This is a genomic window from Pseudomonas sp. nanlin1 (genome assembly GCF_045571515.1).
Taxonomy (GTDB): Bacteria; Pseudomonadota; Gammaproteobacteria; order Pseudomonadales; family Pseudomonadaceae; genus Aquipseudomonas.
This window is the reverse complement of record NZ_CP124218.1, coordinates 4,319,033-4,344,567: the sequence shown is the minus strand read 5'-3', so window position 1 is coordinate 4,344,567 and position 25,535 is coordinate 4,319,033. Positions and strand designations below refer to the sequence as shown.

27 protein-coding genes and 2 tRNA genes are annotated in these 25,535 nt (G+C 60.1%); 16 read left to right on the top strand and 13 right to left on the bottom strand.

Going from position 1 to position 25,535, the window contains the following annotated elements; genetic code table 11:
• Positions 1–109: 109 nt before the first annotated feature.
• On the top strand, positions 110–889 hold the full coding sequence (locus QCL65_RS20055) for a ferredoxin--NADP reductase (RefSeq protein ID WP_407311839.1): 780 nt from the start codon (positions 110–112) through the stop codon (positions 887–889).
• Positions 890–970: 81 nt separating this feature from the next.
• On the opposite strand, the gene tsaA is transcribed toward QCL65_RS20055, so the two are convergent.
• The 5 genes from tsaA to rimO form a co-directional block, all read right to left on the bottom strand.
• On the bottom strand, positions 971–1,666 hold the full coding sequence (gene tsaA, locus QCL65_RS20050; RefSeq protein WP_407311837.1) for a tRNA (N6-threonylcarbamoyladenosine(37)-N6)-methyltransferase TrmO: 696 nt from the start codon (positions 1,664–1,666) through the stop codon (positions 971–973).
• Positions 1,663–1,857 (bottom strand): hypothetical protein, encoded by a 195-nt coding sequence (locus QCL65_RS20045; protein WP_407311835.1) that lies wholly within the window; start codon positions 1,855–1,857, stop codon positions 1,663–1,665. The genes tsaA and QCL65_RS20045 overlap by 4 nt, the downstream gene beginning before the upstream one ends.
• 37 nt (positions 1,858–1,894) lie before the next feature.
• The gene (locus QCL65_RS20040; RefSeq protein WP_407311833.1) at positions 1,895–2,356 is read right to left on the bottom strand and encodes a DUF1456 family protein; all 462 of its coding nucleotides are present in this window, start codon (positions 2,354–2,356) and stop codon (positions 1,895–1,897) included.
• Positions 2,357–2,414: 58 nt separating this feature from the next.
• Positions 2,415–3,125, bottom strand: a complete 711-nt coding sequence (locus QCL65_RS20035; RefSeq protein ID WP_407311831.1) for an rRNA pseudouridine synthase — start codon at positions 3,123–3,125, stop codon at positions 2,415–2,417.
• Positions 3,126–3,209: 84 nt separating this feature from the next.
• The gene (gene rimO, locus QCL65_RS20030; protein ID WP_407311829.1) at positions 3,210–4,547 is read right to left on the bottom strand and encodes a 30S ribosomal protein S12 methylthiotransferase RimO; all 1,338 of its coding nucleotides are present in this window, start codon (positions 4,545–4,547) and stop codon (positions 3,210–3,212) included.
• Between the two features lie 387 nt (positions 4,548–4,934).
• On the opposite strand from rimO, the gene QCL65_RS20025 reads away from it, so the two are divergent.
• The 3 genes from QCL65_RS20025 (at position 4,935) to QCL65_RS20015 (ending at position 7,735) form a co-directional block, all read left to right on the top strand.
• Positions 4,935–5,243, top strand: a complete 309-nt coding sequence (locus QCL65_RS20025) for a type II toxin-antitoxin system RelE/ParE family toxin (RefSeq protein ID WP_407316951.1) — start codon at positions 4,935–4,937, stop codon at positions 5,241–5,243.
• Positions 5,240–5,560 carry a helix-turn-helix domain-containing protein gene (locus QCL65_RS20020; protein WP_407311827.1) on the top strand — a complete coding sequence of 107 codons (321 nt, stop codon included), beginning with the start codon at positions 5,240–5,242 and terminating at the stop codon, positions 5,558–5,560. The genes QCL65_RS20025 and QCL65_RS20020 overlap by 4 nt, the downstream gene beginning before the upstream one ends.
• 333 nt (positions 5,561–5,893) lie before the next feature.
• Positions 5,894–7,735 carry a potassium transporter Kup gene (locus QCL65_RS20015; RefSeq protein ID WP_407316949.1) on the top strand — a complete coding sequence of 614 codons (1,842 nt, stop codon included), beginning with the start codon at positions 5,894–5,896 and terminating at the stop codon, positions 7,733–7,735.
• 55 nt (positions 7,736–7,790) lie between these two features.
• On the opposite strand, the gene QCL65_RS20010 is transcribed toward QCL65_RS20015, so the two are convergent.
• The 4 genes from QCL65_RS20010 to QCL65_RS19995 form a co-directional block, all read right to left on the bottom strand.
• Positions 7,791–9,080 (bottom strand): virulence factor family protein, encoded by a 1,290-nt coding sequence (locus QCL65_RS20010; RefSeq protein WP_407311825.1) that lies wholly within the window; start codon positions 9,078–9,080, stop codon positions 7,791–7,793.
• Positions 9,080–11,722, bottom strand: coding sequence for a bifunctional lysylphosphatidylglycerol flippase/synthetase MprF (gene mprF / locus QCL65_RS20005; RefSeq protein WP_407311823.1), 2,643 nt, complete (start codon positions 11,720–11,722; stop codon positions 9,080–9,082). The genes QCL65_RS20010 and mprF overlap by 1 nt, the downstream gene beginning before the upstream one ends.
• Positions 11,723–11,974: 252 nt before the next feature.
• Positions 11,975–12,051: transfer RNA gene (locus QCL65_RS20000), tRNA-Met, on the bottom strand.
• A 135-nt stretch (positions 12,052–12,186) separates the two neighbouring features.
• A tRNA-Met gene (locus tag QCL65_RS19995) sits at positions 12,187–12,263 on the bottom strand.
• A 272-nt stretch (positions 12,264–12,535) separates the two neighbouring features.
• Between QCL65_RS19995 and dinB the strand changes: the two genes are divergently transcribed.
• The 3 genes from dinB (at position 12,536) to hepT (ending at position 14,472) form a co-directional block, all read left to right on the top strand.
• Positions 12,536–13,606 carry a DNA polymerase IV gene (gene dinB, locus QCL65_RS19990; RefSeq protein WP_407311821.1) on the top strand — a complete coding sequence of 357 codons (1,071 nt, stop codon included), beginning with the start codon at positions 12,536–12,538 and terminating at the stop codon, positions 13,604–13,606.
• A gap of 67 nt (positions 13,607–13,673) precedes the next feature.
• The gene (mntA, locus tag QCL65_RS19985; RefSeq protein ID WP_407311819.1) at positions 13,674–14,069 is read left to right on the top strand and encodes a type VII toxin-antitoxin system MntA family adenylyltransferase antitoxin; all 396 of its coding nucleotides are present in this window, start codon (positions 13,674–13,676) and stop codon (positions 14,067–14,069) included.
• Entirely contained in the window at positions 14,059–14,472 is a 414-nt protein-coding gene (hepT, locus tag QCL65_RS19980) for a type VII toxin-antitoxin system HepT family RNase toxin (RefSeq protein WP_407311817.1), read from the top strand. Before mntA ends, hepT begins: the two co-directional genes overlap by 11 nt.
• On the opposite strand, the gene QCL65_RS19975 is transcribed toward hepT, so the two are convergent.
• Positions 14,469–14,756 (bottom strand): addiction module antidote protein, encoded by a 288-nt coding sequence (locus QCL65_RS19975; protein ID WP_407311815.1) that lies wholly within the window; start codon positions 14,754–14,756, stop codon positions 14,469–14,471. The genes hepT and QCL65_RS19975 overlap by 4 nt on opposite strands.
• Positions 14,757–15,043: 287 nt before the next feature.
• On the opposite strand from QCL65_RS19975, the gene QCL65_RS19970 reads away from it, so the two are divergent.
• The 4 genes from QCL65_RS19970 (at position 15,044) to QCL65_RS19955 (ending at position 19,218) form a co-directional block, all read left to right on the top strand.
• Entirely contained in the window at positions 15,044–16,666 is a 1,623-nt protein-coding gene (locus QCL65_RS19970) for a phosphoethanolamine transferase (protein ID WP_407316947.1), read from the top strand.
• Between the two features lie 101 nt (positions 16,667–16,767).
• A complete protein-coding gene (gene rnd, locus QCL65_RS19965) occupies positions 16,768–17,901 on the top strand; it encodes a ribonuclease D (RefSeq protein WP_407311813.1) in 1,134 nt (377 codons plus the stop codon).
• On the top strand, positions 17,898–18,191 hold the full coding sequence (locus QCL65_RS19960; protein WP_407311811.1) for a YcgL domain-containing protein: 294 nt from the start codon (positions 17,898–17,900) through the stop codon (positions 18,189–18,191). The genes rnd and QCL65_RS19960 overlap by 4 nt, the downstream gene beginning before the upstream one ends.
• Before the next feature lie 94 nt (positions 18,192–18,285).
• Entirely contained in the window at positions 18,286–19,218 is a 933-nt protein-coding gene (locus QCL65_RS19955; protein ID WP_407311809.1) for a D-2-hydroxyacid dehydrogenase, read from the top strand.
• Positions 19,219–19,266: 48 nt separating this feature from the next.
• Here QCL65_RS19955 and QCL65_RS19950 read toward each other — a convergent pair whose 3' ends face one another.
• Positions 19,267–19,860, bottom strand: coding sequence for a nitroreductase family protein (locus tag QCL65_RS19950; protein ID WP_407311807.1), 594 nt, complete (start codon positions 19,858–19,860; stop codon positions 19,267–19,269).
• A gap of 186 nt (positions 19,861–20,046) precedes the next feature.
• On the opposite strand from QCL65_RS19950, the gene QCL65_RS19945 reads away from it, so the two are divergent.
• Positions 20,047–20,496, top strand: a complete 450-nt coding sequence (locus QCL65_RS19945) for a YcgN family cysteine cluster protein (protein WP_407311805.1) — start codon at positions 20,047–20,049, stop codon at positions 20,494–20,496.
• 85 nt (positions 20,497–20,581) lie between these two features.
• Entirely contained in the window at positions 20,582–21,397 is an 816-nt protein-coding gene (locus QCL65_RS19940; protein WP_407311803.1) for an RHS repeat-associated core domain-containing protein, read from the top strand.
• On the opposite strand, the gene QCL65_RS19935 is transcribed toward QCL65_RS19940, so the two are convergent.
• The gene (locus QCL65_RS19935) at positions 21,394–21,858 is read right to left on the bottom strand and encodes a peroxiredoxin (protein WP_407311800.1); all 465 of its coding nucleotides are present in this window, start codon (positions 21,856–21,858) and stop codon (positions 21,394–21,396) included. The two genes, QCL65_RS19940 and QCL65_RS19935, sit on opposite strands and share 4 nt — an antisense overlap.
• A 12-nt stretch (positions 21,859–21,870) precedes the next feature.
• Positions 21,871–22,431 carry a glycine cleavage system protein R gene (locus tag QCL65_RS19930; RefSeq protein ID WP_407311798.1) on the bottom strand — a complete coding sequence of 187 codons (561 nt, stop codon included), beginning with the start codon at positions 22,429–22,431 and terminating at the stop codon, positions 21,871–21,873.
• 331 nt (positions 22,432–22,762) lie between these two features.
• Here QCL65_RS19930 and dapA point away from each other — a divergent pair, with 331 nt between their 5' ends.
• Genes dapA through QCL65_RS19915 form a run of 3 tightly spaced genes read left to right on the top strand, consistent with a single transcriptional unit; the run spans position 22,763 to position 25,531 of the window.
• A complete protein-coding gene (gene dapA / locus QCL65_RS19925; protein ID WP_407311796.1) occupies positions 22,763–23,641 on the top strand; it encodes a 4-hydroxy-tetrahydrodipicolinate synthase in 879 nt (292 codons plus the stop codon).
• Positions 23,642–23,659: 18 nt separating this feature from the next.
• Positions 23,660–24,772 carry an outer membrane protein assembly factor BamC gene (bamC, locus tag QCL65_RS19920; protein ID WP_407311794.1) on the top strand — a complete coding sequence of 371 codons (1,113 nt, stop codon included), beginning with the start codon at positions 23,660–23,662 and terminating at the stop codon, positions 24,770–24,772.
• On the top strand, positions 24,773–25,531 hold the full coding sequence (locus QCL65_RS19915) for an MBL fold metallo-hydrolase (RefSeq protein ID WP_407311792.1): 759 nt from the start codon (positions 24,773–24,775) through the stop codon (positions 25,529–25,531).
• The last annotated feature ends 4 nt before the right edge of the window (positions 25,532–25,535 follow it).

Below are 25,535 nucleotides of genomic sequence, written 5' to 3'. Positions count from 1 at the left end.
TATCTTAATAATTCAGTTAACAGATATTGTTGCTGGCTTTAGACTATTGCGCAATCGCGCTCGTACCGCCTCTGCGGCCAGCGCTCGCCATCTTCAGGAGCCCCACTCGATGAGCAACATGAACCACGAACGCGTTCTCAGTGTGCATCACTGGAACGACACCCTGTTCAGCTTCAAGTGCACCCGTGACCCGGGCCTGCGCTTCGAGAATGGGCAGTTCGTGATGATCGGCCTGCAGCAGCCCAATGGTCGCCCGCTCATGCGTGCCTATTCCATCGCCAGCCCAAACTGGGAAGAGCACCTGGAGTTCTTCAGCATCAAAGTGCCCGACGGCCCGCTGACCTCGCAGTTGCAGCATTTGAAGGAAGGCGATGAGATCATCATCAGCAAGAAACCTACCGGCACCTTAGTACTCGACGACCTCAAGCCGGGCAAACACCTTTACCTGCTGAGCACGGGTACTGGCCTGGCGCCGTTTATGAGCGTCATTCAAGACCCAGAGACCTATGAGCGCTTCGAAAAGGTCATCCTTTGCCACGGCGTGCGCTACGTCAACGAAGTCGCCTACCGTGAATTCATCACCGAGCACCTGCCGCAGAACGAGTTCTTCGGTGAAGCCCTGCGCGACAAGTTGATCTACTACCCCACGGTAACTCGCGAGCCTTTCGAAAACGAAGGCCGCTTGACCGACCTGATGCGCAGCGGCAAGTTGTTTAGCGACATCGGTCTGCCGCCCATCAACCCCGAGGACGACCGTGCGATGCTGTGCGGCAGCCCGAGCATGCTCGACGAAACCAGCGAAGTGCTGAACAGCTTCGGCCTGACCGTGTCGCCGCGTATGCGTGAGCCGGGTGATTACTTGATCGAGCGTGCGTTCGTCGAGAAGTAAGCGCGGGCAGATAAAATCGGGGTTACCCCCTCGCGGCGCTAAGTCAGTCGCGAGGGGGTAACCGCCGATTTTTTTTGCCCGTCAATCCGCCAACAGCACCCCCAGCACCTGGATCGTCCCCGGCTCTGGATAGTGCCATTGCACATCCACATCCCAGAATCGCACACCGTATTGGCGCTCCGGGGTTGGCGTTTGGTAGGCCGGCCGCGGGTCTTGCGCCAGGCACTGTTCGATCAGGGCCACCAGGGGCTCCTGTAGGCGGCTGGCGTGCCCGTGGGCTTGCTGCAGTGCCTCGGCGTGCCATTGCACCTGAATCAAGGCTGGGGCCGCGCTGGCCATGGTATTGCTGGCGCTTGCCACCTGGTCGGCGTATGGCACGTAGGGCTTGATGTCGAGGATCGGCGTACCGTCCAGCAGGTCGATGCCCGATAGCCACAGCCGCCCGGGTTCGACTTTGTCCAGGCGTACCACCGATTGGCCGATGCCATTGGGGCGGTGGGTAGCGCGAGTGGCAAACACCCCCATGCTGCGATTGCCGCCAAGCCGCGGCGGGCGTACCTTCAAGCGCGGCTTGGCCTCCAGGGCTTGATGAAACACAAACAGCAGCCACACATGGCTGACCTGTTCCAACCCCTGTACCGCGTCGCCTTGGTCGAACGGCGCGACCAGTTCAAGCACCCCTCGCGCGGCGGGGGCCAGTTGCGGTTGGCGCGGAATGGCGAACTTTTCTTTGAAGCAGGAGCGCAGGTAGCCTACGGGCTCGACGGTATAGCTCATCGCGCGCGGCAGCCGGCGTTGTCGTAAGGCCCAGCCAGGCGCGCCCAGCCCTCACCAGGGGAGGTCTGGGCACACAGGTAAACGCCCGCCTTGGTCAAGCTTTGCCATTTATACCAGGGCGCGGGCGCGGCCTGGGTAGCAGAGGCTAACGTGCCCAGCAAAAACAGCAAGGCGACAAGACGGCTTGGCACGGCGGTTCCCCCTGGCTATGGCGGTTAAACGGATAATTCAGGCACGCAGGCGCAAGGTCAAGCCCTTGAGGAAGTTGCGCAGCAACTGGTCGCCACAGGTGCGGTAGTTGGTGTGGCCAAACTTGCGGAACAGGGCGCTGAGTTCGGGCTTGGACACTGGGAATTCCGCGGCTTTGAGAATGGCATGCATGTCATCTTCTTTAAGCTCGAAAGCGACCCGCAGCTTTTTCAGAATGATGTTATTGGTGACCGGCAGCTCCGCGGGTTGGGGGGGGCGGCTGTCGTCCTTGCCCCGTTTGAAAATCACCAAGCCATCGAGAAAATGCGCGATGGCCTCGTCCGGCAGGTGCACGAAGCCTTCTTCCTCTTCTTTTTTCAGCCAGCTATCGACGTCGGCTTTGCTGGGGTGGTGGCCACCCAATTTCATGATGTCAACGACCTTGGCGTCGCTGATGTCGAGCATGTAGCGCACGCTGCGCAGTACATCGTTATGAATCATGGTGAAATCCTGAGAAAAGGGCGCGCGTCGAAACGCACGCCGAAAGAGGGGGAGTCGCTTAGAATTTTTCTTTGGCCGTCATGTAGCGCCACTGGCCCATGGGCAGCTTACCCATTGATACACCGCCAATGCGGATACGCCGTACCGACACCACACTCAGCCCAACACTGGCGCACAATTGGCCGAGCAAGCCGGGCGTGGGGTTTTTCAAGGCAAAGCGCAGGCGTGTTTCGTTTTGCCAGCTGGCCTTGACTGCCGGGAGCGGGCGGCCTTTATAAGTCGCGCCGTGGGTCAGGCGATTGAGCCCGTGCTCAGTCATGTCGCCGCTCACTTCCACCACGTATTCCTGCTCGATCTTGGCCATGTCGTCGGTCAATTTGCGCAGAATTTTCCAGTCTTGGGTAAAGACCTGCAAACCACTGGCACCCGCTTCCAACGGCGCGCCACAGCTCAGGCGCAGAAAATGGCCCTTGAGGGCGCGTTTGCCGTAGCTGTGTTCCTGCGCCAGGGTTTGTGCGCCCAGGCTCTGCAGTGCCTGTTCAATGCTCAACTGCGGGTCATGGTGCAGCAACAGGGTGATCGGCTCGGGTGCGCTGGCTTTGGCGTCCGGGTCGAGTGTGACCTGTTGCGTGGTGACCTTGAACTGCGGTTCGTCGATGACCACGCCGTCGACGCTCACCCAGCCCCCCTCGATAAACAGTTCGGCCTCACGGCGGGAGCACCCGACCTGTTCGATGAGGCGTTTGGAGAGGCGAATGGGTTCAGACATGACAAGGGCGCCGCTAAGAGGAAAGGGCGCTAGTGTAACCGGGCGGGCCGGGTTAAGCCCGCTCAGTTTGCGCGGCGTAGCGGCTTAGAGGGTTTCGGCCCAAAGGTCGTACTCGTCGGCGTCGGTCACCCGGCACCAGACTTTTTCGCCCGGCTTTAGGTGAGTGCCGCCTTCGATAAAGACATTGCCGTCGATTTCCGGCGCGTCGAAGAAGCAACGGCCCACGGCGCCCTGGTCGTCCACTTCATCGATCAGTACTTCGATGTCACGGCCAATCTTCATTTGCAGGCGCGCGGCACTGATCGCTTGCTGGTGCTCCATAAAGCGGTCCCAGCGCGACTGCTTGACGTCGTCAGGCACAATGGCAGCGTCCAACAGGTTGGCGGGTGCACCCTCGACTGGCGAGTATTGGAAGCAGCCGACGCGGTCCAGCTGGGCTTCGGTGAGCCAGTCGAGCAGGTACTGGAAGTCTTCTTCGGTCTCGCCCGGAAAGCCGACGATAAAGGTCGAACGAATCACCAGGTCAGGGCACTGCTCGCGCCAGTTCTTGATGCGCGCCAGGGTTTTGTCTTCGAACGCGGGGCGCTTCATGGCCTTGAGCACTTTCGGGCTGGCGTGCTGGAACGGGATGTCCAGGTACGGCAGGATCTTCCCGGCGGCCATCAGCGGAATCAGCTCGTCCACGTGCGGGTACGGGTAGACGTAGTGCAAACGCACCCACACGCCCAGGCTGGAGAGCGCCTGGCACAGTTCGGTCATGCGCGTCTTGACCGGCTGGCCGTTCCAGAAACCGGTGCGGTATTTGGTGTCGACGCCGTAGGCGCTGGTGTCTTGGGAGATCACCAGCAGCTCTTTAACGCCGGCCTTTACCAGGCGCTGGGCTTCATCCAGCACATCACCCACCGGGCGGCTGACCAGCTTGCCGCGCATCGACGGAATAATGCAGAAGCTGCAGCTGTGGTTGCAGCCTTCAGAAATCTTCAGGTACGCGTAATGCCGAGGGGTCAGCTTGACGCCCTGTGGCGGCACCAGGTCGATCAGTGGGTTGTGGTCCAGGCGCGGCGGGGCAGCATCGTGCACTGCGTTGACCACCTGCTCATATTGCTGCGGGCCGGTCACCGAGAGCACGCTGGGGTGCACGTTACGAATGGCGCTTTCCTCGACGCCCATGCAGCCGGTGACAATCACCTTACCGTTTTCGGCCAACGCTTCGCCGATGACTTCCAGGGATTCAGCCTTGGCGGTATCGATAAAGCCGCAGGTGTTGACCACCACCACGTCAGCGTCCTGGTAGGTCGCGACAACTTCATAACCTTCCATGCGCAGTTGGGTCAGGATGCGCTCGGAGTCAACCAAGGCTTTAGGGCAGCCCAGGGAAACGAAGCCGACCTTGGGGGCCGATAGGGTAGGGGTGGTGGACATGACGAACCTCGGTATCGATGGGGCCTCAATGGGCCGACCGGTCGGGCGCTGCATGCGCCTCTGATCAAAAAGTGCGCAATTCTAGCGATCACGCACGGGCTTTGCCAGCTTTATGGCGGGAAATACGACGAGTGCTGCGTTATGCAGGTTTCTTCACATCTCGCTATATAGCGCTGATGGGTGGTGAGCTAGTAATAACGAGCTGGGAGCCTGCGTTTCTGGGCTGTTGCTCTGATCTTGTGCCGAGGGCAATCAGACGCCTAAAAGGTTGCCCCAAAAGTCCGTTGAAAATATACCTAAATAGGTATATTTTGTGTTGGTGGATTTAGGGAAAGCGAGCGCCTAGTGAAGGAACTGATTTGGGTAGGTAGCAGCAAAAAAGACCTCATGGATATGCCGCTCGAGGTTCAGCAGGTATTTGGATATGCCCTTCACCAAGCCCAGGAGGGCGGGAAACATTCTCAAGCGAAGCTAATGAAGGGCTTGACGTCGGCAGGCGTGCTCGAAGTCGTTGAGGATTTTGACGGTGACACCTACCGCGCTATGTATACGGTGAAAATTGGAGATGTGATATATGCCCTGCATACCTTCAAAAAGAAATCGAACAAGGGCATCGAGACACCCAAGCATGAGATCGACTTGATCAAAACACGACTCAAAGCTGCAGAAGACCACGCCAAGAGGCAGAAAAAATGAATGATATAGAAGTAAGCAGTGGGAACGTCTACTCAGATCTTGGTCATGCTGATTCCAAGGAGATGTTGGTCAAAGCAAAGCTCGCTTCCAAAATCGGCAGCCTAATCAAGGCGCGACATCTAACTCAGCTCCAAGCGGCTGAAATCTTGGAGCTACCTCAGCCGAAAGTCTCAGAAATGCTACGTGGCAAATTCCGGGGTATAAGCGAAGCCAAGATGATGGACTGTCTTTCGCGTTTAGGTCGCGACATACAAATCGTCGTAAAGCCAGCTCCTCGCTCCCGCAAACTAGGGCGAGTTGAAGTCGTCTTCGCCTGAAGCGTACACGCTTGGATAAACCCGCGCATATCGGCGGGTTTTTTTATGCCAAAAAATGCAAGTGGGGGGATTTTGTATGATCATCGTTCGGACCGCCCAGCGAAACCAAGCCGACCTTGGAAGTCGACCGGTCGGGGACCGCTTGCCCCCGCTCAGAAATCGCAACCCACCCACCGGCTTTACAAGCGTTATGGCGGGAAATACGACGAGTGCTGCGTTATGCTTCGCGGCGTCACGCCATATCGCGTTACAAAGTCTTAGTTGCAGGGGTGGTGGATGGGTCAGGCAAACAGTCAAGCAGGTGCCGAGCATACGGCAGCCAAACCGGTCGGTATGCTGATCGCGGCGATCGGTGTGGTGTATGGCGATATTGGCACCAGCCCGTTATACACCCTCAAAGAGGTGTTTTCGGGGGCGTACGGCTTGCAGGTTGGCCATGACAGCGTGTTGGGTATTTTGTCGCTGATCTTTTGGTCGCTGATCTGGGTCGTGTCCATCAAATATGTGCTGTTCGTGCTGCGCGCCGACAACCAGGGCGAGGGCGGCATCATGGCGCTGACGGCGCTGGCCCGGCGCGCGGCGGCGCCTTATCCGCGGTTGCGCACCCTGCTGGTGGTCTGCGGCTTGATCGGTGCGGCGCTGTTTTACGGCGATAGCATGATCACCCCGGCCATTTCAGTGTTGTCGGCGGTCGAGGGCCTGGAGTTGGCGTTCGACGGTATCGAGCACTGGGTGATACCCGTGGCGCTGGTGGTGCTGGTAGTGCTGTTTGTCTTGCAAAAGCATGGCACGGCGCGCATTGGTAAGCTGTTCGGGCCGGTGATGGTGGCCTGGTTTCTAGTTTTGGGTGCTCTTGGGGTGTATGGCATCGTTCAGCACCCGGAGGTGATCAAGGCGCTAAACCCCTACTGGGCGGCGCATTTCTTTATCGTTCACCCTGGGCTGGGCGTTGCCATTCTGGGGGCCGTGGTGCTGGCTCTTACCGGGGCCGAGGCGTTGTACGCCGACATGGGCCACTTCGGCCGCAAGCCCATTGCCCGCGCCTGGTTTGGTTTGGTGCTGCCGGCGCTGGTGCTGAACTACTTCGGCCAGGGCGGCTTGCTGTTGGAGAACCCGGAAGCGGCGCGTAACCCCTTTTACCTGCTAGCGCCGAGTTGGGCGCTGATCCCCTTGGTGGCGTTGGCGACACTGGCCACGGTTATTGCCTCCCAGGCGGTGATTTCCGGGGCCTTTTCCTTGACCCAGCAGGCAATCCAGTTGGGCTACATCCCGCGCATGCATATTCAGCACACCTCCAGTAATGAGCGTGGGCAAATTTACATCGGCTCGGTCAACTGGGCCTTGATGGCTGGTGTGATCCTGCTGGTGCTGGGTTTCGAATCCTCGGGCGCCCTGGCCTCAGCCTATGGGGTGGCCGTGACCGGCACCATGTTGATGACCACCATTCTGGTCTCGGCGGTCATGCTGCTGCTGTGGAAATGGCCACCGGTGTTTGCTGTACCGCTGTTGGTGGTCTGCCTGCTGGTCGACGGGCTGTTCTTCGCGGCCAACGTGCCCAAGATCGTTCAGGGTGGCGCGTTCCCGATCCTGGCCGGCATCGTCCTGTTCGTGTTGATGACCACGTGGAAGCGCGGCAAGCAACTGTTGGTCGAGCGTATCGATGAAGGCGGCCTGCCATTGCCGATTTTCATCAGCAGCATTCGCGTGCAACCCCCGCACCGTGTGCAGGGCACTGCGGTGTTCCTTACTGCGCGTCCAGACGCCGTGCCCCATGCGCTGTTGCACAATCTGTTGCACAACCAAGTGCTGCATGAGCAAGTGGTGCTGCTGACGGTACTCAACGAAGACACGCCACGGGTGCCCGCTCACCAACGGTTCGAGGTGGAGTCATTTGGGGATGGGTTCTACCGGGTGATTCTGCACTACGGCTTTATGGATGAGCCGGATGTACCCCAGGCCTTGACGTTGTGCCATCTGGATGAGCTGGACTTCAGCCCTATGCGCACCACCTACTTCCTCAGCCGTGAGACGGTGATCCCGTCCAAACTGGACGGTATGGCGCTGTGGCGGGAAAGCCTATTCGCCTTCATGTTGAAGAACGCCAACGGCAACTTGCGCTTTTTCAAGCTGCCGGTGAACCGAGTGATCGAGTTGGGTACCCAGGTAGAGATGTAATTCATACCCGTCCGGGGGCGCCGTTGCGGTGGCCCCCGATCGGCTTAAAGGGCTGTCAATTCTCGGCCAGGCGCCCCTGGCGTTTGTCGATCCAGTCGGACAAGCGCTTGGCCAGTGCCGGGTAGTTCTCGTCGAAATGGTGTCCGCCGGGCAGTTGCAGGCGTTCACCCACCGAGCTGTCGGCCGTGCAGCCACTTTCGGCGAGCTCTTCTTCGCCATAGATGCACAGCACTTTGTCCGCTGGCAGCTTGGCCATCTCCGGGCCCGTTGGCGCTTCGGTGCCAGCATTGCCTAGCCAGCCGTCCACTTTGATCTCGAAACTGCCACTGCGGGCGAAGGCCAGCAGCACAATCCCGTCGATGCGTTTTTGCTCATCGGCGGGCAGGCGGTTATAGATGGCGGGCAGCACATCAGCGCCGAACGAATAGCCCGTGAGGATAAAGCGCTTGGTGCCCCATTTCTGCCGGTAATGGTGCATCAGCTCGACCAGATCGACTGCGCTTTGCTCCGGGGTTTTGTGCTGCCAGTAATAACGCAGCGTGTCGATGCCAACGACCGGATCGCCCAGTTTGGCCATTTCCCCCGCGACGTCGCGGTCAAGGTCGCGCCAGCCGCCGTCGCCGGAGAGGAACAGGGTCACGGTGTCGCTGGCTTGCCCGGCGGGGACTTCGACCACCGGAATGTTCAAACCGGCGCCATCGCCGCCCACCAAGTAATGGGCCAGCTGATTTTTCAGCACTTGCGGCAGGTTTACGTCGTAGTCGCTGATGCTGGTCTCGGCGTTGGGCTGGTCACGCACGAATGCGGCACTGGGGTCGTCTGGGTTGTCGTTCCAGGCCACCATCCATTTGCCGTGGGGGGCTTTTGCCGCCAGCGGCGTGCTGCAGCCGGGTAGTGGCTCCACGCTGAAGTCCACGGAAACCGCCTGGGCTTTGTCGTCTGTCTGTTTGGCCAGCCAGTTCCAGGCCTGGGCAGCACCCGGGCCAATACCGGCCACTAGGGTCGCTGGGCCGCCGAGCTGCTTGAGGCCAGCCTCCAGGGCTTGGCTTTGCAATACGCAGTCATCTTTGGGCAGGATGACTTGCACGATTTGCGCCGAGGCGTCCTGGCTCAAGTCGCGCAATTGCGCATCGCTCAAGCGTTGCTCCGCGGGTACAGCCAGGGCCACCCGAGCCTTGATGGCGCGGCTGGGCATCGCCTGGCTGGCGCTGCTGCCGTCCGTCAAGGTAAGCGGCTGTACAGTGGCGGGCGGGACAGGGCGGTTGACCCACCAATAGCTGCCCGCAGCCGCTGCGATCAATACGAGTGAGGTGGCCATTGTCTGGCGCCAGTAGCGACGAATCATCAGCGTTTCACCAATCCGGTCAGGCCGCCTGCGATCAGAGCGGCGGTATCGGCCAGTGCCACCAGTGGGTCGAGCCCGGCTGGCACTGCCATGTAGCGGGGTTCCCAGTCAGGCTGGAATTTGTCTTTGAAGCGTCGCAACCCCTGGAAGTTATAAAGCTGCTCGCCGCGGCGAAACACCATCGAGCCCAGGCGTTGGGTCAATGGCGCACCGCGCCGAGGTTGTAAGCCCGATAGCGGCACCATGCCCAAGCTGAAGCGCGCGTAGCCGTGCTGCTTGTACAGTTGGATCAGCCCGACCATCAGGAATTCCATGGTTAACTTGGGCGCCTCGGGGTGGGCGCGCATCAAGTCGAGGCTGGCCAGTTCATGGCTGTGGGTCTCAAGCAGGTTGGCGAAGGCCACGGGGCGCCCTTCGAAGCGCACGATGGCAATGCGGAAATGCTTGAGGTACTCCTCGCTGAAACGGCCGAGGGAAAAGCCTTTCTCGCGCACGTTCTTGCCTGTTAGCCAGGCGTCTGAAATGACCTTGAGCTCCTCCAGAGGGGCGCTACCCGGCTCGTGGATCTCCAGCGCCAGGCCATCGCGCGTGCCGCGGTTCCAGGTATAGCGCAGGTCCTTCATCTCTTTGCCCTTGGCGTCCAGGTCGAAGCTGTGCAGGTTGACCCGGGCTTCTTCCCCTAGCTTGATGGCGGTCAGGCCAATATCCATATAGAAGGGCAGGTTCTCGGCACGGACCTGGTAGAACACCGGCCGGGCATGGTGGAAGTCGCACAGGTCGCGGAATTGCCAGATCATTTCCGCGCGCTGTTGCGCCGGGCCGATGGGGTCATACAGGGCGACCAGGCTGCGGCCACGGCGGGCGTACATCAGAAATGCTTCGCCGTTGGGGTGGAACAGCAGTGCCTTATCGCCAGTTAGCGCGAGCCCGCCGTCAGGTTGGCTGGAAGCCATGAGAATTTTTGCGGCTTTGTCCAACTCTTCCGCGTTGGGCAAATGGATCACCGGGCGTGCGGTGCGCAGCAGCCAGGTCAGCGCCACCACCACCAGCAACACTGCAGCACCCAGGGCCGAGCGCAGGCCACGGGGGGCGTCGGCATCCAGGGTGAATTGCCACCACAGCTTGTTGCTGTAGGGCACGTCTTGGTAGGCAAACAGCAGTAGCCATATGGTTGCGCAGACCACGCAGGTACTGGCGATTAAATAGAAGGGTGAGAAGGGCAGCTCCATCAAGCGGCTAGGCCGGTAGAACGAGCGCCGGAAGATCGCCAGCAGGCAGGCGGTCAGGGTCAGCAGGCTGGCTTCTTCCCAATCGAAGCCTTTGAGCAGCGACAGCAGGGCCCCCACCAGCAACAGAATGGTAGTGAGCATCCAGGCGGCCGATAGACGTCGGCGCAAGCCCTGAGCCAGGAGCAGGCACAGCACGCCCACCAGGCTGGCAATAAAGTGCGAAGCGTCGATTAGCCTATGGGGTAGCAGAAAGCCCATGTGCTCCAGGCGGGTGTCGATTTCCGGTGTTACCCCAGAGAACAACAGCACCACTCCGGAGAGAAACACCAACACTGCCAGAATCGGCGCGGCCAGCCCGGAAGCCACGCGAATGGCTTGGCGCGCAAACAGAAAGCGGCGTGCCTCGTTCACCAGCAACACCACGCAGGCCACCAGCATCGGCAGCATGACGTAGATCAGCCGATACAACAGCAAGGCCGCGGCCAGGGGCGCAGCGCCCAGCTGGTTGGCGAACGCGGCGAGCAAAATGGCCTCGAACACCCCCACACCACCTGGTACATGGCTGAGCACGCCGGCGGCCAGGGCCAGCAGGTAGACCAACACGAATGCGCCGAACGGTGGTGCCTCTGGCAGCAGTAGATAAAGCACGGTGGCGGCGGCCATGACGTCCAGTGCGGTGATCACCAACTGCAGGAAAGTCAGGCGCGCGCCGGGCAGGCGCAGGGTGCGACGGCCGACCTTAACCAGCAGGTTGTCGGGGATCGGCTGTTCCGGCAGGCGCCGACGGTAGATACCCAGCACCAGCAGCACTGACAACAGCAACACGGCCCCGGCGATGACGCCCAGCAGGCCAACTGGCAGGCGCAGCGCCTGGGCGGCGGCGGGCAGGTTGCTCAGGGTTGCCAGTGCGGCCAGTGGAGGTAGCGCGCAACCCAGGGAAAGGCTGGCAAACAAGGTCATGCGCGCCACTTCCATGGGGCCAACACCGTGGCGGGCGTACAGGCGGTAACGCACTGAGCCGCCGGACAGCAGGGACAGGCCGATGGCGTTGCCAATGGCGAACGAGGTAAAGCCCCCGAGTGCCAGCGTGCGCGGGGCCAATTTGACCGAGGCATAGCGGCTGGCGGAGAACTCGTAGCCGAGCAAAATGATAAAACCGGCCACGGTCGCGACCACGGCCCCGCCCAGCGCAGGCAGGGGGGTGCTCATGACGGAGTCATGCAAGGCGTAAATGTCCAGCTCACTAAGCAGCTTACGGCAAGCGACCAAGGCAATCGTGAACAGCAGCAACATAACGGCCAGGCCGATGGGTTGCCGGTATTTACTCAGTTGGTCGAGCCAGCGCAGGCGCGCGGCTGGAATGGGCAGTGGGGCAGTCACGGTGTCTGGCAGTTCGGGCGAGTCGGGGCGCATCAATCACCTCGTGGATTGTGCGCGACAGGATGAGGGTATCCAGCCAAGTTACCAATCCCTATTGAATAATGTTTCACGTAATTTTAGTCGCCATGCCCATTTCAGGAAGGGGCGGCGGCCCGCGTTCGGGAAATTTTCATGTCCTGAACGTTAAAGGCATCGGCCAGCGTGGGGAATAATGAAGCGCACAGGGGCAGACTTTTGCAGCGCGCACAAAAAAGGCCACTCTTTCGAGTAGCCTTTTTTGATGTTTGGTTGCGGGAGCCGGATTTGAACCGACGACCTTCGGGTTATGAGCCCGACGAGCTACCAGACTGCTCCATCCCGCGTCTGTGGGGGCGCATTCTACAGTCAGCGTTCTGGTTGTCAAGGTAATTGCACGAATATGTGCAAAATAACGGATGCAGGCACAAACCTGACGCGCACAACAAAGGCCACTCTTTCGAGTAGCCTTTCTTGATGTTTGGTTGCGGGAGCCGGATTTGAACCGACGACCTTCGGGTTATGAGCCCGACGAGCTACCAGACTGCTCCATCCCGCGTCTGTGGAGTGAATTCTACAGTAGGGGGCTGGGCTGTCAATCGCTAAATTCGGGAAAACTCTTCTCGTTCAACCGCTTAGCGCTTGTGCATCAGGCTGCAAGCCAAGTGTGACGGGGCTTGTAGCTCTATTAGGGCTGTTGTTTCGATTGAGTGAATGAATCTATACGACCACTGGGTAGGGGGGCTATGTGCTAGAAAGCGCCATGAATGTGATAATCGATGCTTGAAACCGCCACGGCTCGGCGGCTTTCAGTTTGAAGAATGGCGGACCATGACCCAACGCAAGATCATTCATGTCGACTGCGACTGCTTTTATGCCGCCATCGAGATGCGCGACGACCCGCAACTGGCGAGCAAACCCTTGGCCGTGGGCGGCTCGGCCGAGCGCCGGGGTGTGATCGCGACCTGCAACTATGAGGCGCGCGCCTATGGCGTGCGCTCGGCCATGTCCTCACGCCACGCTCTGACCCTGTGCCCGGACCTGACCATCGTCAAGCCCAGGATGGATGCCTATAAAGAAGCTTCACGGGAAATCCAGAGCATCTTCCGCGAATACACCGACTTGATCGAGCCCTTGTCACTGGACGAGGCCTACCTGGATGTCTCCGATTGCCCGCATTTTTCCGGCAGCGCAACCCGCATCGCCGAGGATATCCGGCGCAAAGTTGCCCGACGTTTGCACATCACCGTGTCGGCCGGGGTGGCGCCTAACAAGTTTCTCGCCAAGATCGCCAGCGACTGGCGCAAGCCCAACGGCTTGTTTGTGGTCACGCCCGATCAGGTCGAAGGGTTCGTGGCCGCGTTGCCTGTGAGCAAGCTGCATGGCGTGGGCAAGGTCACTACAGAGAAACTCACGCGGATGGGCATCAACAATTGTCTGCAATTGCGTGACTGGAGCAAGTTGGCGTTATTGCGCGAGTTCGGCAGCTTTGGCGAGCGCTTATGGAATCTGGCGCGGGGTATCGATGACCGCGCGGTGCAGAATGACAGCCGCCGGCAGTCAATCAGCGTGGAAAATACCTTTGAAACCGACCTGCCCGACTTGCCCAGCTGCCTGGCCAAGCTGCCCGAGCTCATGGACACCCTGGCCGAGCGCATGACGCGCATCGACAGCAGCTACCGGCCGGGCAAGCCGTTCGTTAAGGTCAAGTTTCACGACTTCACGCAAACCACTCTGGAACAAGCGGGCGCCGCCCGTGATTTGGCCAGTTACCAGCACCTGCTCAGCCAGGCCTTCGCCCGCGGCGGCAAGCCGGTGCGGCTGCTGGGCATCGGCGTGCGCCTGCTGGACTTGCGCGGTGCCCATGAGCAGTTGGAGTTGTTTAGCGATCTTTCGTCCTAGGCGGTTTTTTCGATGGTTTTTCGGCCAGTGGGATGCTTTTGCGAGCGAAAAGTGATTGGATGCGTTCATGAATACCCAGCCCTTTGTTGAACATTTACGCATGACCTTCCCGAATCTAATGGCGGTGTATCTGTTCGGCAGCCACGCTCAAGGGCATGCAGGCCCGCAGAGCGATCTCGACCTTGCCGTATTGCTCGACGGCCAAGCCACGGCTCTACAACTGTGGCCGGTGGCGGGCGAGTTGGCCGACCTCGCCGGCCGCGAGGTCGACCTGCTGGACCTACGAGCGGCGTCTACCGTCATGCAATATCAGGTGCTTACGCACGGCCAGCGGCTGTGGGCAAAGGACGCGCGCGTCGGCATATTTGAGGCTTTTATATTGGGCGAAAAAACCCGTTTGGATGAAGCGCGAGCTGGCCTTTTGTCAGATATCGCAAAGGATGGGCATGTGTATGGTCGATGATGTACTTGTGAATAAAGCCGCGACGATCGAACGTTGCGTGGCACGCGCGCGCGAGGAGTACGGCAAAGACCCGTCGACCTTTACGGCAGACTTCACCCGCCAGGATGCAGCCATTCTGAACATTCAGCGCGCCTGTGAGGCCGCTTTGGACATGGGGCAACACCTCATACGTCGGGAACGTCTAGGTGTTCCACAGAGCTCGCGGGACGTTTTCGAGCTGCTGGCTCGGGGCAAATGGGTCGACGATGAGTTGGCCGCCAGTTTGAAGAATATGGTGGGGTTTCGGAACATCGCGGTGCATGACTATCAGCAGCTACAGGTGGCGATCACTGTGGCGATCATCACTCGACATCTTGATGAATTCACCCGATTCAGCAGCCAACTGCTGACCAAGGGCGCTTAACGCGCCTCGATCACCACCTTCACCCCCAAATGGTGGAGCAAATTCAGCACCGTGTCATAGCGCGGCTTGGCGCCGTCGGCGAGGGTCTTGTACAGGCTTTCGCGGCCAACGCCTGCTTCCATTGCCAGTTTGGCGATGCCCTTGTCCCTTGCCGCTTCGCTCAGTGCCTGGAGGAAAAGGTTAGGGTCGCGGCCAGCCAGGGCCATGTTGAGTTGCCGGGCGACTGCGCAGGCTTTGAGTGAGGGTTCGTAGACATAGTCGCTAATGGGGGCTGGTGAGGGCATGGGCATTGATCTCAATGGGAAGTCGCTCAGTTTGCGCATACTGGCCGAGGTCCCGCAGTCAGAAACTGCCCATATATACGTAGGAAATCGGAAAAACTGGGGCTTTCAGCCTGTGGCGGAGCTGAACCCCGGCTGAACCGAATCCATTCATCCGGCATAAAGCCACTATCTAGCTTTTCGTTGCGAAATTTTTCACGAAAAATTGAGGGGCGCAGCATTAGTTTCACGCCTGCCGCACCGACTGTCACGGTGTGGGTACCCTCAACCGCGCTAAGAAGTACAAAGCCATGTGGAAAATCAAAGCGCTGCTTCCAGAGCAGATCACCCTGATTGCGAGCGGTTTTATGTTGCTGGCTTTCAACTGGACGATGTGGGGGCACCTGGCGGGGATCACAGGCGATGACTGGAAAAGCCGATGGGTCAGCTTGACCTTCGGTGCCATGGTCTTCGTGCTATTTAACCTGATGCTGACCTGGCTGGCTTTTCGGGCGCTATTGAAGCCTGCGCTTATCGCGCTGTTATTGGTCAGTGCTGGGGTCAGCTATTTCATGCTGGAATACGGCGTGCTCATCGATGCCGGCATGTTGCGCAACATGGCCGAAACCAATGTGACGGAAGTACGCGACCTATTGTCGTGGAAGCTGTTCGGCATGCTGTTGCTGCTGGGTGTCGTACCTTCGGTCGTGCTGTGGAAAACCCCGATCAGTTATCGCCCCTGGCCGCATGCGCTGTTGCGCATGCTGCTGGTAAGCCTGGCTTCAGTCTGCTTGTTAGGGGCGTTGGCGCTGGCCAATTATCAGGGCTTGTCGTCGTTGCTGCGTAACCACCATGAGTTGCGTTTGCTGGTGGTACCTAGCAACTACATGGGCGCTGCGTACGGCTATGTAAACGAACAGGTAGCCTCGGCCAAGCAGCCGTTCGTCAAGTTGGGCGAGGACGCACGGCGTACAGCGGCGGGCCAAACTCACGCGCATAAATCCTTGACCGTGTTGGTGGTGGGGGAGAGCGCCCGTGCGGAAAACTTCAGCCTGCTGGGTTATGCCCGTAACACCAATCCTGAACTCAGCCAGCAGCAAGGCGTGATCGGTTTTCCCGACGTGCACTCCTGTGGCACCGAAACGGCGGTGTCGGTGCCCTGCATGTTTTCCAATATGACCCGCCAGGGTTATGTCGCTAGCAAAGCGCATAATCAAGAGGGGCTGCTCGACGTGCTCAAGCGCGCTGGGTTGGAAGTGGTCTGGCGGGACAATCAGTCCGGCTGTAAAGGCACCTGCGACCGCGTCATCTTTCAGGACGTTAGTAACCTGCAAGACCCAACACTGTGTGCCAACCACGAGTGCCACGATGAGATCCTCTTGCAGGGCCTGCAAGCCTTTATCGACAACTTGCAGCAAGACACCGTGCTGGTCCTGCACCAGATGGGCAGCCATGGCCCGGAATACTATAAGCGCTACCCCAAAGCCTACGAGCGCTTTACCCCGGTGTGCCAAAGCAATGCGTTGAACGAATGCAGCCGCGAGAGCATCGTCAATGGGTATGACAACACCCTGGTGTACACCGATCATGTCTTGTCATCGTTGATCGACACCCTGCGCGCCAATCAGCAAAAGGTCGACACGGCGATGATCTATCTTTCTGACCATGGCGAATCCCTGGGCGAGTACAACTTGTTCCTGCATGGAACTCCGTATGCCATCGCCCCTGACCAGCAAAAGCATATCGGGATGCTCGCGTGGTTTTCCGAGCCTTATCAGCAGGCATTCAAACTGGATACCCAGTGCCTGCGCCAAGTGCGCAGCCAACCCTGGAGCCAGGACAACTTATTCCATTCCATGCTGGGCCTGCTGCAGGTTCAGACCAGCGTCTATAACCCTGGCTTGGATCTGTTTGCCACGTGCCAAAGCCATTAATGGCGGTTAATCGCCTGCAACCAGTCAGATTGCTGCCACTCAATGCCCAGTAACAGGCAGGGTCGATATATACTGCGCGCCATTATTCGAGGGAGCGCCTTGTGGCTATCGATATTCACTGGATTCGCGACGACGACAGTTTGGCCCGGCATTGCGCGCATTGGCAGACCCTGCCTTACGTTGCGCTGGATACCGAGTTCATGCGGGTCGATACGTTCTACCCGATCGCCGGCTTGGTTCAGGTAGGTGACGGTGCCAGTGCCTTTTTGATTGACCCTCTGGCCATCGAGCAGTGGCAACCGTTTGCCGAGCTTTTGCAAAATCCTAGTGTGATCAAAGTGCTACACGCCTGTAGCGAAGACCTGGAAGTGCTGCAGCGCCTGACCGGCAGCTTGCCGGCGCCGTTGTTCGACACGCAACTGGCGGCCGCTTACCTCAACCTGGGGTTTTCCATGGGCTATTCGCGGCTGGTCCAGGAAGTGCTGGGCCTGGAGCTGCCTAAAGGTGAAACCCGCTCTGACTGGCTACAGCGGCCACTGTCCGAGACCCAAGTCAGTTACGCGGCCGAAGATGCCCTGCATTTGGCCGAAGTTTATGAAGCGTTGGCGCCGAAACTGCTCGGCGACAAGTACGCCTGGGTGCTGGAAGACGGCGCTGAGCTCGTCGCCCAGTTGCGCCGCGAAGTGAACCCGGACGAGCTGTACCGCGATGCCAAACTGGCCTGGAAGCTGTCCGGTGCGCAGTTGGCGGTCTTACGCGAGCTGTGTGCCTGGCGCGAGCGCGAAGCCCGCGCCCGCGACATGCCGCGCAACCGTATTTTGCGTGAACATGCTTTATGGCCGCTGGCGCGCTACCAGCCTGACAACCTCGCGGCCCTGGCTAAGGTCGAGGACATGCACCCGCGCACGGTGCGCCAGGACGGTGAGCATCTGTTGGCCCTGATCAAGCAGGCCGCCAGCTTGCCGTCGGAGCAATGGCCGGCGACCTTGCCCGAGCCGCTGCCCATCGACGCCGCCACCCTGCTCAAACGCCTGCGTGCCATCGGCCAGGCTGAAGGCGAGCGCCTGGGGATCGCGCCGGAGATCATGCTGCGCAAGAAAACCCTCGAAGCCCTGCTCAAGACCGGCTACCCCCACGGCCCCTATCAATTGCCTGATTCGTTACGCGGTTGGCGTCGCGAGTCGATGGGCCAGGCACTGCTCGACTGCCTGGCCAATCCTGGAGAGCCGCAATGAAACGTATCTGCTCAATTTATAAAAGCCCGCGCAAGAACGAGATGTACTTGTACGTGCTGAAAAGCGACGGCCTGGAAAAGATTCCGGAAAACCTGCTGGGCATCTTTGGCAAGCCGATGCATGCCTTCGACCTGGTGTTGTCGCCCGAACGTGCATTGGCCCGCGAAGACATCCACCAGGTGCTGGAACACCTGGAAACCCAGGGCTACCACCTGCAAATGCCGCCCGCTGAAGACGAATACATCGAGCATTTGCCCGAGGAGCTGTTGCGCCGCAACGACCCGCTCTAGTTTTTATCAAGACTCGTTATTATCAAGACTGCCAATGCCGCGCCCGCGTAATGCTCGGCGTGGCCGCAAGTGCACTTCCTAAGGTTTTTCAAGCATGCGCGTTCTGATCGCCGAACAGGCTTATGCCCTCTATGCCCAATTGTTGCGCGAGGCGGCCCCGGATCTCGAAGTACTGACCAGCGGTGACTCGGCCCAGCTCTCGGCGCTGGCCGCCCAATGCCCGGTGTGGCTGGGGCAACCCGACCTGCTGGCGACGCTATTGCGCCAGGGCCATTCACCGCAGTGGCTGCAGTCGACCTGGGCAGGGATCAAACCGTTGTTGGCCCCAGGCCTGCAACGGGACTACCGGCTGACCCGTGCCGTGGGCATTTTCGGCCAAGTCATGGCCGAGTACATGCTCACTTACATGCTTGGCCACGAGCGCCAGGTGCTGGCACGCCTGGTCAGCCAGGTCGAACGCAAGTGGGACGAGCGCGCCAGCCAGGGTTTGGCAGGGCGTCGTGTGTTGATCGTGGGGACCGGGGTGATAGGCCAGCAGGTGGCGGAGTTCCTGTTGCCATTTGGGGTCAAGTTATATGGCATCGCCAGCAGCGCAAGGGTGCAGCCACCGTTTCTGGAAGTGGCGCCGATGGAGCGTCTGGGCGAATGGGTGGGGCAGGTGGACTATGTGCTAAACCTGCTCCCCGACACGCCCGCGACCCAAGATATCTACGACGCGGCGTTGCTCGCCCGTTTTAACCCTGATGCCCTGCTGATCAACGCCGGGCGCGGCGTGGCCGTGGTCGATGCCGACCTGGTCGAAGCGCTCAAGCTAGGGCATTTGGCTGGCGCAGTCATCGATGTCTGCCGGCAGGAGCCATTGCCCCAGCGCCATCCATTCTGGACGGCTTGGGGGCTGTTGCTCACAGGCCACAGCTCGGCACCTACCTCGCCCAGTGCGATGGTGGGCCTGTTCGTGAAAAACTTGCGCGCCTGGCAGGCGGGTCAAGCCCTGCAAGGCGAAGTCGATTTCGCCCGCGGGTATTGACACACCGGCACGTAGGAGGGGCCTTGGCCCCGATCTTTGCTCGACGCCCTACAGGCTAAAATCACCCTCGGCCGCCAACTCGCTGACCGGCTGCCGTGGGCTCGGCACTTCGCGGGCCTGCAGGTAATCCGGGAGGCTCGACTTGTCGCCCGCGCGGCCAATCGCCACGGCCGCGTGGATGTCGTAACCTTCGGGAATCTTCAGCTCCTTGCGCGTCAGCTCCTGATCGAAACCGGCCATACCGTGGGTGTGCCAACCGCTGATGCTGGCCTGCAGCGCCAGGTACGCCCAAGCGGCGCCGGTGTCAAAGGTGTGCCACAAGGCCGGTTTTTCTTCGCTGGCGCCAGGCGGAGTAAAGGTGGTCTTCGATACCACGATCACGATGGCCGAGGCATGCTGCGCCCAACCACGGTTGAATTCCACCAGCAGGCCCAGGTAACGCTCCCAATTCGGCGTGCCACGGCGCGCATAGAGAAAACGCCAGGGTTGCGAGTTATACGCCGAAGGCGCCCAGCGCGCAGCTTCGAAAAACGTCAGCAAGGTCGCTTCATCGATGGTCTCGTCGGTGAACGCCCGGGGCGACCAGCGGTTAATGAAGTGCTCTTCGATAGCATGGTCGGCGACGCGGGTGTTTTCGCTCATGGTGCACTCCTAAAGGCAAGCTAGCTAATAGTCAGCACGCAACCTACTGCGAATGGTGCCACCCTGACAAGTGAACAGTGCCGACAGTCGCCCAGGCTTGGCCGCAACCGCGCCTGGCACTAGACTGGCGGCCTTTTCACGCGGGTTGCCGCGCTGAATGGTGTTTACGTACAGGAACCATGCCCCATGGCTGCAAAAGTCGAACCCTTCTGGATCCGCAAGACCCTCGAACAACTCGACCCGGTCGAATGGGAGTCGCTGTGTGACGGCTGTGGCCTGTGCTGCCTGCAAAAGCTTGAAGACGAAGAGGACAACAGCGTCTATTACACACGCATCGCCTGCAAGCTGCTGGACATGCAAACCTGCCAATGCAGCGACTACCCCAACCGCCGCGCCCATGTGCCGGACTGCATCCAGCTCACCCCCGGCCAGGCCGACCAATTCAAATGGTTGCCACCGACCTGCGGCTACCGCCTGGTCAGCGAACGCCAGGACCTGCCCTTGTGGCACCACCTGGTGTGTGGCGACCGTGAACAAGTGCATAAACAGCGCATCTCCCAGGCCGGGCGCATGCTCAGCGAAAAGAGCGTGGCGGAAGACGACTGGGAGGATTACCTGATTTTTCGCGCGGGTTAGTTGACGTGTAGAACTGGCAGTTCTACCAGGGTTTGGCTCAACGGAACTGATTTAGAATGGAGTCAGCCTATAGGAGTCAAACCTTATGCCTCGGAACGTTTCGCTATTGAGTACGGATGCTGCCAACTCCGTGCTACACGGTTCTCCGCCGCCAGGCTTACCAGTGGCCTACACGGTTTATGGGGCGTCGCCTCCCCTGCCTTGGCGCGCCGCGTTCAACGGGCAGTACCGCGAGTCGGCAAGCGAGCTTTATATGCTCGGCAACGGGTATCGCGGCTATAGTCCGCTGTTGCGGCGCTTTTACAGCCCCGACAGTTTAAGCCCTTTCGGCGAGGGCGGATTGAATGCTTATGCGTATTGCCTGGGGGATCCGATTAATTGGGTGGATCCTAGTGGGAATGTGCCGAGGCTACTAGAACTCCTACTTAAGATTCCGGGCACGAAGACAATTCTTAAAAAATTGGGACGAGGCCGCCTTGTCGCGCAGGCAAGTGGTTACACGGGTTTAAAAAGTAGCACATCGGCCAACTCGGTGGTCAGCGTCAGTGGATCTGCGAATTCGTTATCGAGCGGGAGTGTTGTTAGTCCTGTTTCTGTGAAAGGATCTGAGCGAGTAACTACGGCAGCGGCCCAGGCAGCGCAAACACTGCCGGTCGATAATGCTAACGTTCCGATTTTGAGGCCGCCTAAAGGCGCTATTGAATTAGCGCCCCCGCCTGTTGATCGAGGACTGAAGCCCCCCATTATTGATCGCACGCTAAAGCCGAAACTCCCAATCGAGGGCGCGACAGAGTCCACGCATCTAAATTTGGATGATTTTCACAGGCGTGTAGCCGCTGGTAAGGTAATAACAAAGCCGCGGGCTATCTCACCCATAGCAGACCAGATCAGAAAACATTAAATCCTGCGCGCCGCCTCCAACACCTCAGCCACATGACCCGGCACTTTCACCCCACGCCATTCGCGCTTAAGCACGCCCTGGCTGTCGATCAGGAAAGTGCTGCGGTCCACGCCCAGGTACTCTTTGCCATATAGCTTCTTGAGCTTGATCACGTCGAACAGTTGGCAGACGGCTTCGTCTTTGTCGCTGATCAACTCGAACGGGAAGCCTTGCTTGGCCTTGAAGTTCTCATGGGACTTCAGGCCGTCCCGCGACACGCCGAACACCAGCGTGTTGGCCGCCAGAAACGCCTCGTGGTTATCACGGAAGTCGCCGCCCTGGGTGGTGCAGCCCGGCGTGCTGTCCTTGGGGTAGAAGTACAGCACCACGTTCTTACCGGCCAGGGCCGATAAGGTCACGGTTTGCCCGCTGGTGGCCGCTGCCGTGAAGTCGGCAACCGGCTTATTGAGTTCTACGGCCATTGGCAAGGTTCCTTAGGCAGGGTTTTGTGGGCGCCACGGTTCGATCAGTGCATCCAGGTTCAGCGCATCGGCGAAGTCCAGGAACTGGTCGCGTAGCCAACTGATCTGCACGCCCGGCGGCAGCGTAACCGTGAACGTGGCGTTGAGCATGGTGCCGCCAGTTTGCGGCGCCAGGTAGGTGTCGCAGGTGAGGTTCTCCAGCTCCACGTTGTGGTCGATGAAGAACTGACACAGCTCATTGACGATGTCGCCGCGGTAGGCCGCGCTCACGTAAGCCACGTAGGGCAGGGCCATGGGGCGGTTTTCCAGTGAAGCGCTGCGTACCACGTTCACGGTAAAGGCGTGTTTTTTGGCCAGGCCTGCCAGGCTGGTTTCCAGCCGAGCCAGGGCGTCCCAACTGCCGGAAATCTGCAGCACCAAGGCGCTGCACTCACCGTGGCGGGTGAGGCGTGAAGTGACGACCGAGCAGCGACTTTCGTGGCTGGCACGGCACAGCACGTTGGTCAGCTCCATCGGATTGGGGCCCAAGGCACTGATGACGAGGAATTGTTCGCGAACTGTGGGGGTGGACATGCAGCATTCCTAAAGCGATGAGCGGTCGGTACGCGCCAGAAGCCATTGCCAGGTTGCCGGGGGCCTTTTATCTGCCTGCCTGTCCCATGCCTACAACGTGCGGCGCCGTCGTGCACGGGGCGCGGCGCGGGCTGCAGGGCTTAGGAGCGGGGGTGTCAGGCAACGAAATGGCCTGGGGAAACCGAGCGATCCAGCCGACTCGTACCGATCAAAGTCTGAAGGGTAGCGAAAAGCGTCGCCGAGGGGAATGCTCGGCGCGTGGTACTTCGCTTGTACAAGCCTGATGGCGCCAGTACCATTACCGCTCTCTTTTTCCGGCAGGAGCGGTTGCATGATTGCGGGCAGTATGGTGGCACTGGTCACACCCATGGATGCACAAGGTCGTCTCGACTGGGACAGCCTGGGCAAACTGGTGGACTTCCACCTGCAAGAAGGCACCCACGCCATCGTGGCGGTCGGCACCACCGGCGAGTCGGCGACTCTGGACTACGATGAACACATCGAGGTCATCCGACGTGTGGTCGATCAAGTTGACGGGCGTATCCCGGTCATCGCCGGCACGGGCGCCAACTCCACCCGTGAAGCGGTGCTCTTGACCACCAACGCCAAGAACGCGGGCGCCGATGCCTGTCTGCTGGTCACACCGTATTACAACAAGCCGACCCAGGAAGGCCTGTACCAGCACTTCAAGCACATCGCTGAAGCCGTGGCCATCCCGCAGATCCTCTACAATGTGCCAGGCCGTACAGCGTGCGACATGCTGCCTGAGACCGTGGCGCGGCTGGCCAAGGTGCCGAATATCATCGGCATCAAGGAAGCCACAGGCGACCTACAACGGGCTAAAGACATCCTGGCGCTGGTGGGCAACGACTTCCTCCTGTATTCCGGCGATGACCCCACCGCCGTCGAGCTGATCCTGCTCGGTGGCAAGGGTAATATCTCGGTCACCGCCAACGTCGCCCCGCGGGCGATGAGCGACCTGTGCAACGCCGCCATGCGTGGCGACGCGGCACTGGCACGTGCGATCAACGAAAAACTGATGCCTTTGCACAAAAACCTGTTCCTTGAGGCCAACCCGATCCCGGTCAAATGGGCCCTGCAGCAGATGGGCATGATGCCCGAGGGTATTCGCCTGCCCCTTACGCGGCTGAGCGAGCAATTTCATGAACCGTTGCGGCAGGCCCTGCGCCAGTCCGGCGTCCTGGTCTAATTTGAGGAAGTAACACGCATGAAGCGATTGGCTGGCCTGTCCGCCCTTGCATTAGTCATTTCGAGCACCAGCGGTTGTGGTTGGCTGTGGGGCGATGAAGGCTACTTCCGCGACCGCGGCAACGACTACCTCGAAGCGCAGCAGACTGCTCCCATGCAGCTGCCGCCCGACGTCAAGACCGACAAGCGCCTCGACCCGCTGTTGCCGATCCCGCGTAACGTCGCTGAAGACAACGCCCGGGCCGACTTCGAAGTGCCGCGCCCCTTGCCTTTGCAAGTGGCCGCCGAGGCCAGCGACTTCACCCTGCAAAAAAGCGGCGTGAGCCGTTGGGTATTGGCCCAACGCCCACCTGCAGAAGTGTGGCCGGTGGCCCACCAGTTCTTCGAGGACAACAACTTCCGCATTGCTGAAGATCGCCCGCAAACCGGCGAATTCACCACCACCTGGCAGCGTTTCGATGAACTCTCCGGCGGCATCGGCGAACGCCTCAAAGGCGCTTCCAGCAGCGGCGACAGCGAAGTGCGGGTGCGCGTGCGCATCGAGCCTGGCGTACAGCGCAATACCAGTGAAATCTACGTGGTCAGCGCCGAACGCAGTGCCGGTAGCACCGCCAACACGGAATTTACCGAGCGCTCGGTCAATGCCGGCCTGGATTCCGTGCTGGTCGACCAAATGCTTGCCGGCATGAGCCGCGATGCCGAGAAGGGCGGGTCGGTCTCGCTGCTGGCCGCTCGCGACTTTGACGCACCAACCCGCGTCGCCCTGAACGAAGACGGCAGCGGCAACCCGGTGCTGAGCGTGGGCGCCGACCTCGACCGCGCCTGGTCGAGCGTAGGCCGTGCCTTGGAGCGCGGCGACTGGCGCGTCGAAGACATCAACCGCAGCCTGGGCCTTTACTACATCAACCTCGCCGAAAAAGCCGAGCCGACTGCCAAACCGGGCTTCTTCAGCCGCGTATTCGGCAGCGCGCCGAGCAAGGAAGAAGTCGAGGCCCGTGCCGAGCGCTACCAGGTACGCCTCAGCCAGGTGGGTGACAGCGTCCAGGTGACCATCGAGAAGAACATCAACACCGTCGCCCCGGCCGATGTGGCCCGGCGCGTGTTGAGCGTCATTCAGGACAACCTGGGTTAAGTGCGCTTCGCCATTCTTGGAAGCGGTAGCCAAGGGAATGGCACGCTGATCGCCAGCGCTGATACCTACGTGCTGGTCGACTGTGGTTTCTCCCTACGGGAAACCGAACGTCGGCTCGCACGGCTGGGCATCAGCGCTGCGCAATTGAGTGCCATACTCGTCACCCACGAACACGCCGACCACGTGCATGGCGTCGGCCTGCTGTCACGCCGCTACAATGTCCCGGTGTACCTCAGCCAGGGCACGCAGCGTGGCTTGCGCAAGCCGGTGGAAGCGGCAGGGCATGTGGCCTGCGGTGATGTCCTGGAACTCGGCGCCTTGAGCGTCCATGTCACCTCGGTGGCCCACGATGCCCTGGAACCGACCCAGTACGTGTTTGGCGACGGCCGCCGCCGGTTGGGCGTGCTCACCGACCTGGGGTCTTACTGCAATCGCATACGCGAGCGCTACGAAGGCCTGGATGCACTGGTGATCGAGTCGAACCACTGCCGCGACATGCTCGCCCGCGGCCATTACCCGTACTTTCTCAAGCAGCGGGTCGGTGGCGACCATGGCCATTTGAATAACCATCAGGCGGCTGAGTTGGTGGCCGACCTGGGTTGGCAGCACTTGCAACACCTGGTGCTGGCCCACCTGAGCAGTAAGAACAACCTGCCGCAGCTGGCCCGGCAATGTTTCGTCGACACCTTGGGGTGCGACCCGGACTGGCTGCAACTGGCCGATCAAGATTCAGGGCTCGACTGGCGCCAAATCGCCTAGCCCA

Bases quoted from the DNA above. Each gene is read 5' to 3' on its own strand.
- QCL65_RS19945 (WP_407311805.1), top strand. From the start codon at position 20,047: ATGGCTGCAAAAGTCGAACCCTTCTGGATCCGCAAGACCCTCGAACAA.
- QCL65_RS19935 (WP_407311800.1), bottom strand. From the start codon at position 21,858: ATGGCCGTAGAACTCAATAAGCCGGTTGCCGACTTCACGGCAGCGGCC.
- rimO (WP_407311829.1), bottom strand. From the start codon at position 4,547: ATGTCCACCACCCCTACCCTATCGGCCCCCAAGGTCGGCTTCGTTTCC.
- QCL65_RS19975 (WP_407311815.1), bottom strand. From the start codon at position 14,756: ATGCCCTCACCAGCCCCCATTAGCGACTATGTCTACGAACCCTCACTC.
- QCL65_RS20055 (WP_407311839.1), top strand. From the start codon at position 110: ATGAGCAACATGAACCACGAACGCGTTCTCAGTGTGCATCACTGGAAC.
- dinB (WP_407311821.1), top strand. From the start codon at position 12,536: ATGACCCAACGCAAGATCATTCATGTCGACTGCGACTGCTTTTATGCC.
- hepT (WP_407311817.1), top strand. From the start codon at position 14,059: ATGGTCGATGATGTACTTGTGAATAAAGCCGCGACGATCGAACGTTGC.
- QCL65_RS19970 (WP_407316947.1), top strand. From the start codon at position 15,044: ATGTGGAAAATCAAAGCGCTGCTTCCAGAGCAGATCACCCTGATTGCG.
- mprF (WP_407311823.1), bottom strand. From the start codon at position 11,722: ATGCGCCCCGACTCGCCCGAACTGCCAGACACCGTGACTGCCCCACTG.
- QCL65_RS19955 (WP_407311809.1), top strand. From the start codon at position 18,286: ATGCGCGTTCTGATCGCCGAACAGGCTTATGCCCTCTATGCCCAATTG.
- QCL65_RS19950 (WP_407311807.1), bottom strand. From the start codon at position 19,860: ATGAGCGAAAACACCCGCGTCGCCGACCATGCTATCGAAGAGCACTTC.
- tsaA (WP_407311837.1), bottom strand. From the start codon at position 1,666: ATGAGCTATACCGTCGAGCCCGTAGGCTACCTGCGCTCCTGCTTCAAA.
- QCL65_RS20015 (WP_407316949.1), top strand. From the start codon at position 5,894: ATGCTGATCGCGGCGATCGGTGTGGTGTATGGCGATATTGGCACCAGC.
- QCL65_RS19960 (WP_407311811.1), top strand. From the start codon at position 17,898: ATGAAACGTATCTGCTCAATTTATAAAAGCCCGCGCAAGAACGAGATG.
- QCL65_RS20010 (WP_407311825.1), bottom strand. From the start codon at position 9,080: ATGATTCGTCGCTACTGGCGCCAGACAATGGCCACCTCACTCGTATTG.
- dapA (WP_407311796.1), top strand. From the start codon at position 22,763: ATGATTGCGGGCAGTATGGTGGCACTGGTCACACCCATGGATGCACAA.
- QCL65_RS20035 (WP_407311831.1), bottom strand. From the start codon at position 3,125: ATGTCTGAACCCATTCGCCTCTCCAAACGCCTCATCGAACAGGTCGGG.
- QCL65_RS20020 (WP_407311827.1), top strand. From the start codon at position 5,240: ATGAATGATATAGAAGTAAGCAGTGGGAACGTCTACTCAGATCTTGGT.
- QCL65_RS19940 (WP_407311803.1), top strand. From the start codon at position 20,582: ATGCCTCGGAACGTTTCGCTATTGAGTACGGATGCTGCCAACTCCGTG.
- QCL65_RS20040 (WP_407311833.1), bottom strand. From the start codon at position 2,356: ATGATTCATAACGATGTACTGCGCAGCGTGCGCTACATGCTCGACATC.
- QCL65_RS19930 (WP_407311798.1), bottom strand. From the start codon at position 22,431: ATGTCCACCCCCACAGTTCGCGAACAATTCCTCGTCATCAGTGCCTTG.
- mntA (WP_407311819.1), top strand. From the start codon at position 13,674: ATGAATACCCAGCCCTTTGTTGAACATTTACGCATGACCTTCCCGAAT.
- QCL65_RS20025 (WP_407316951.1), top strand. From the start codon at position 4,935: ATGGATATGCCGCTCGAGGTTCAGCAGGTATTTGGATATGCCCTTCAC.
- bamC (WP_407311794.1), top strand. From the start codon at position 23,660: ATGAAGCGATTGGCTGGCCTGTCCGCCCTTGCATTAGTCATTTCGAGC.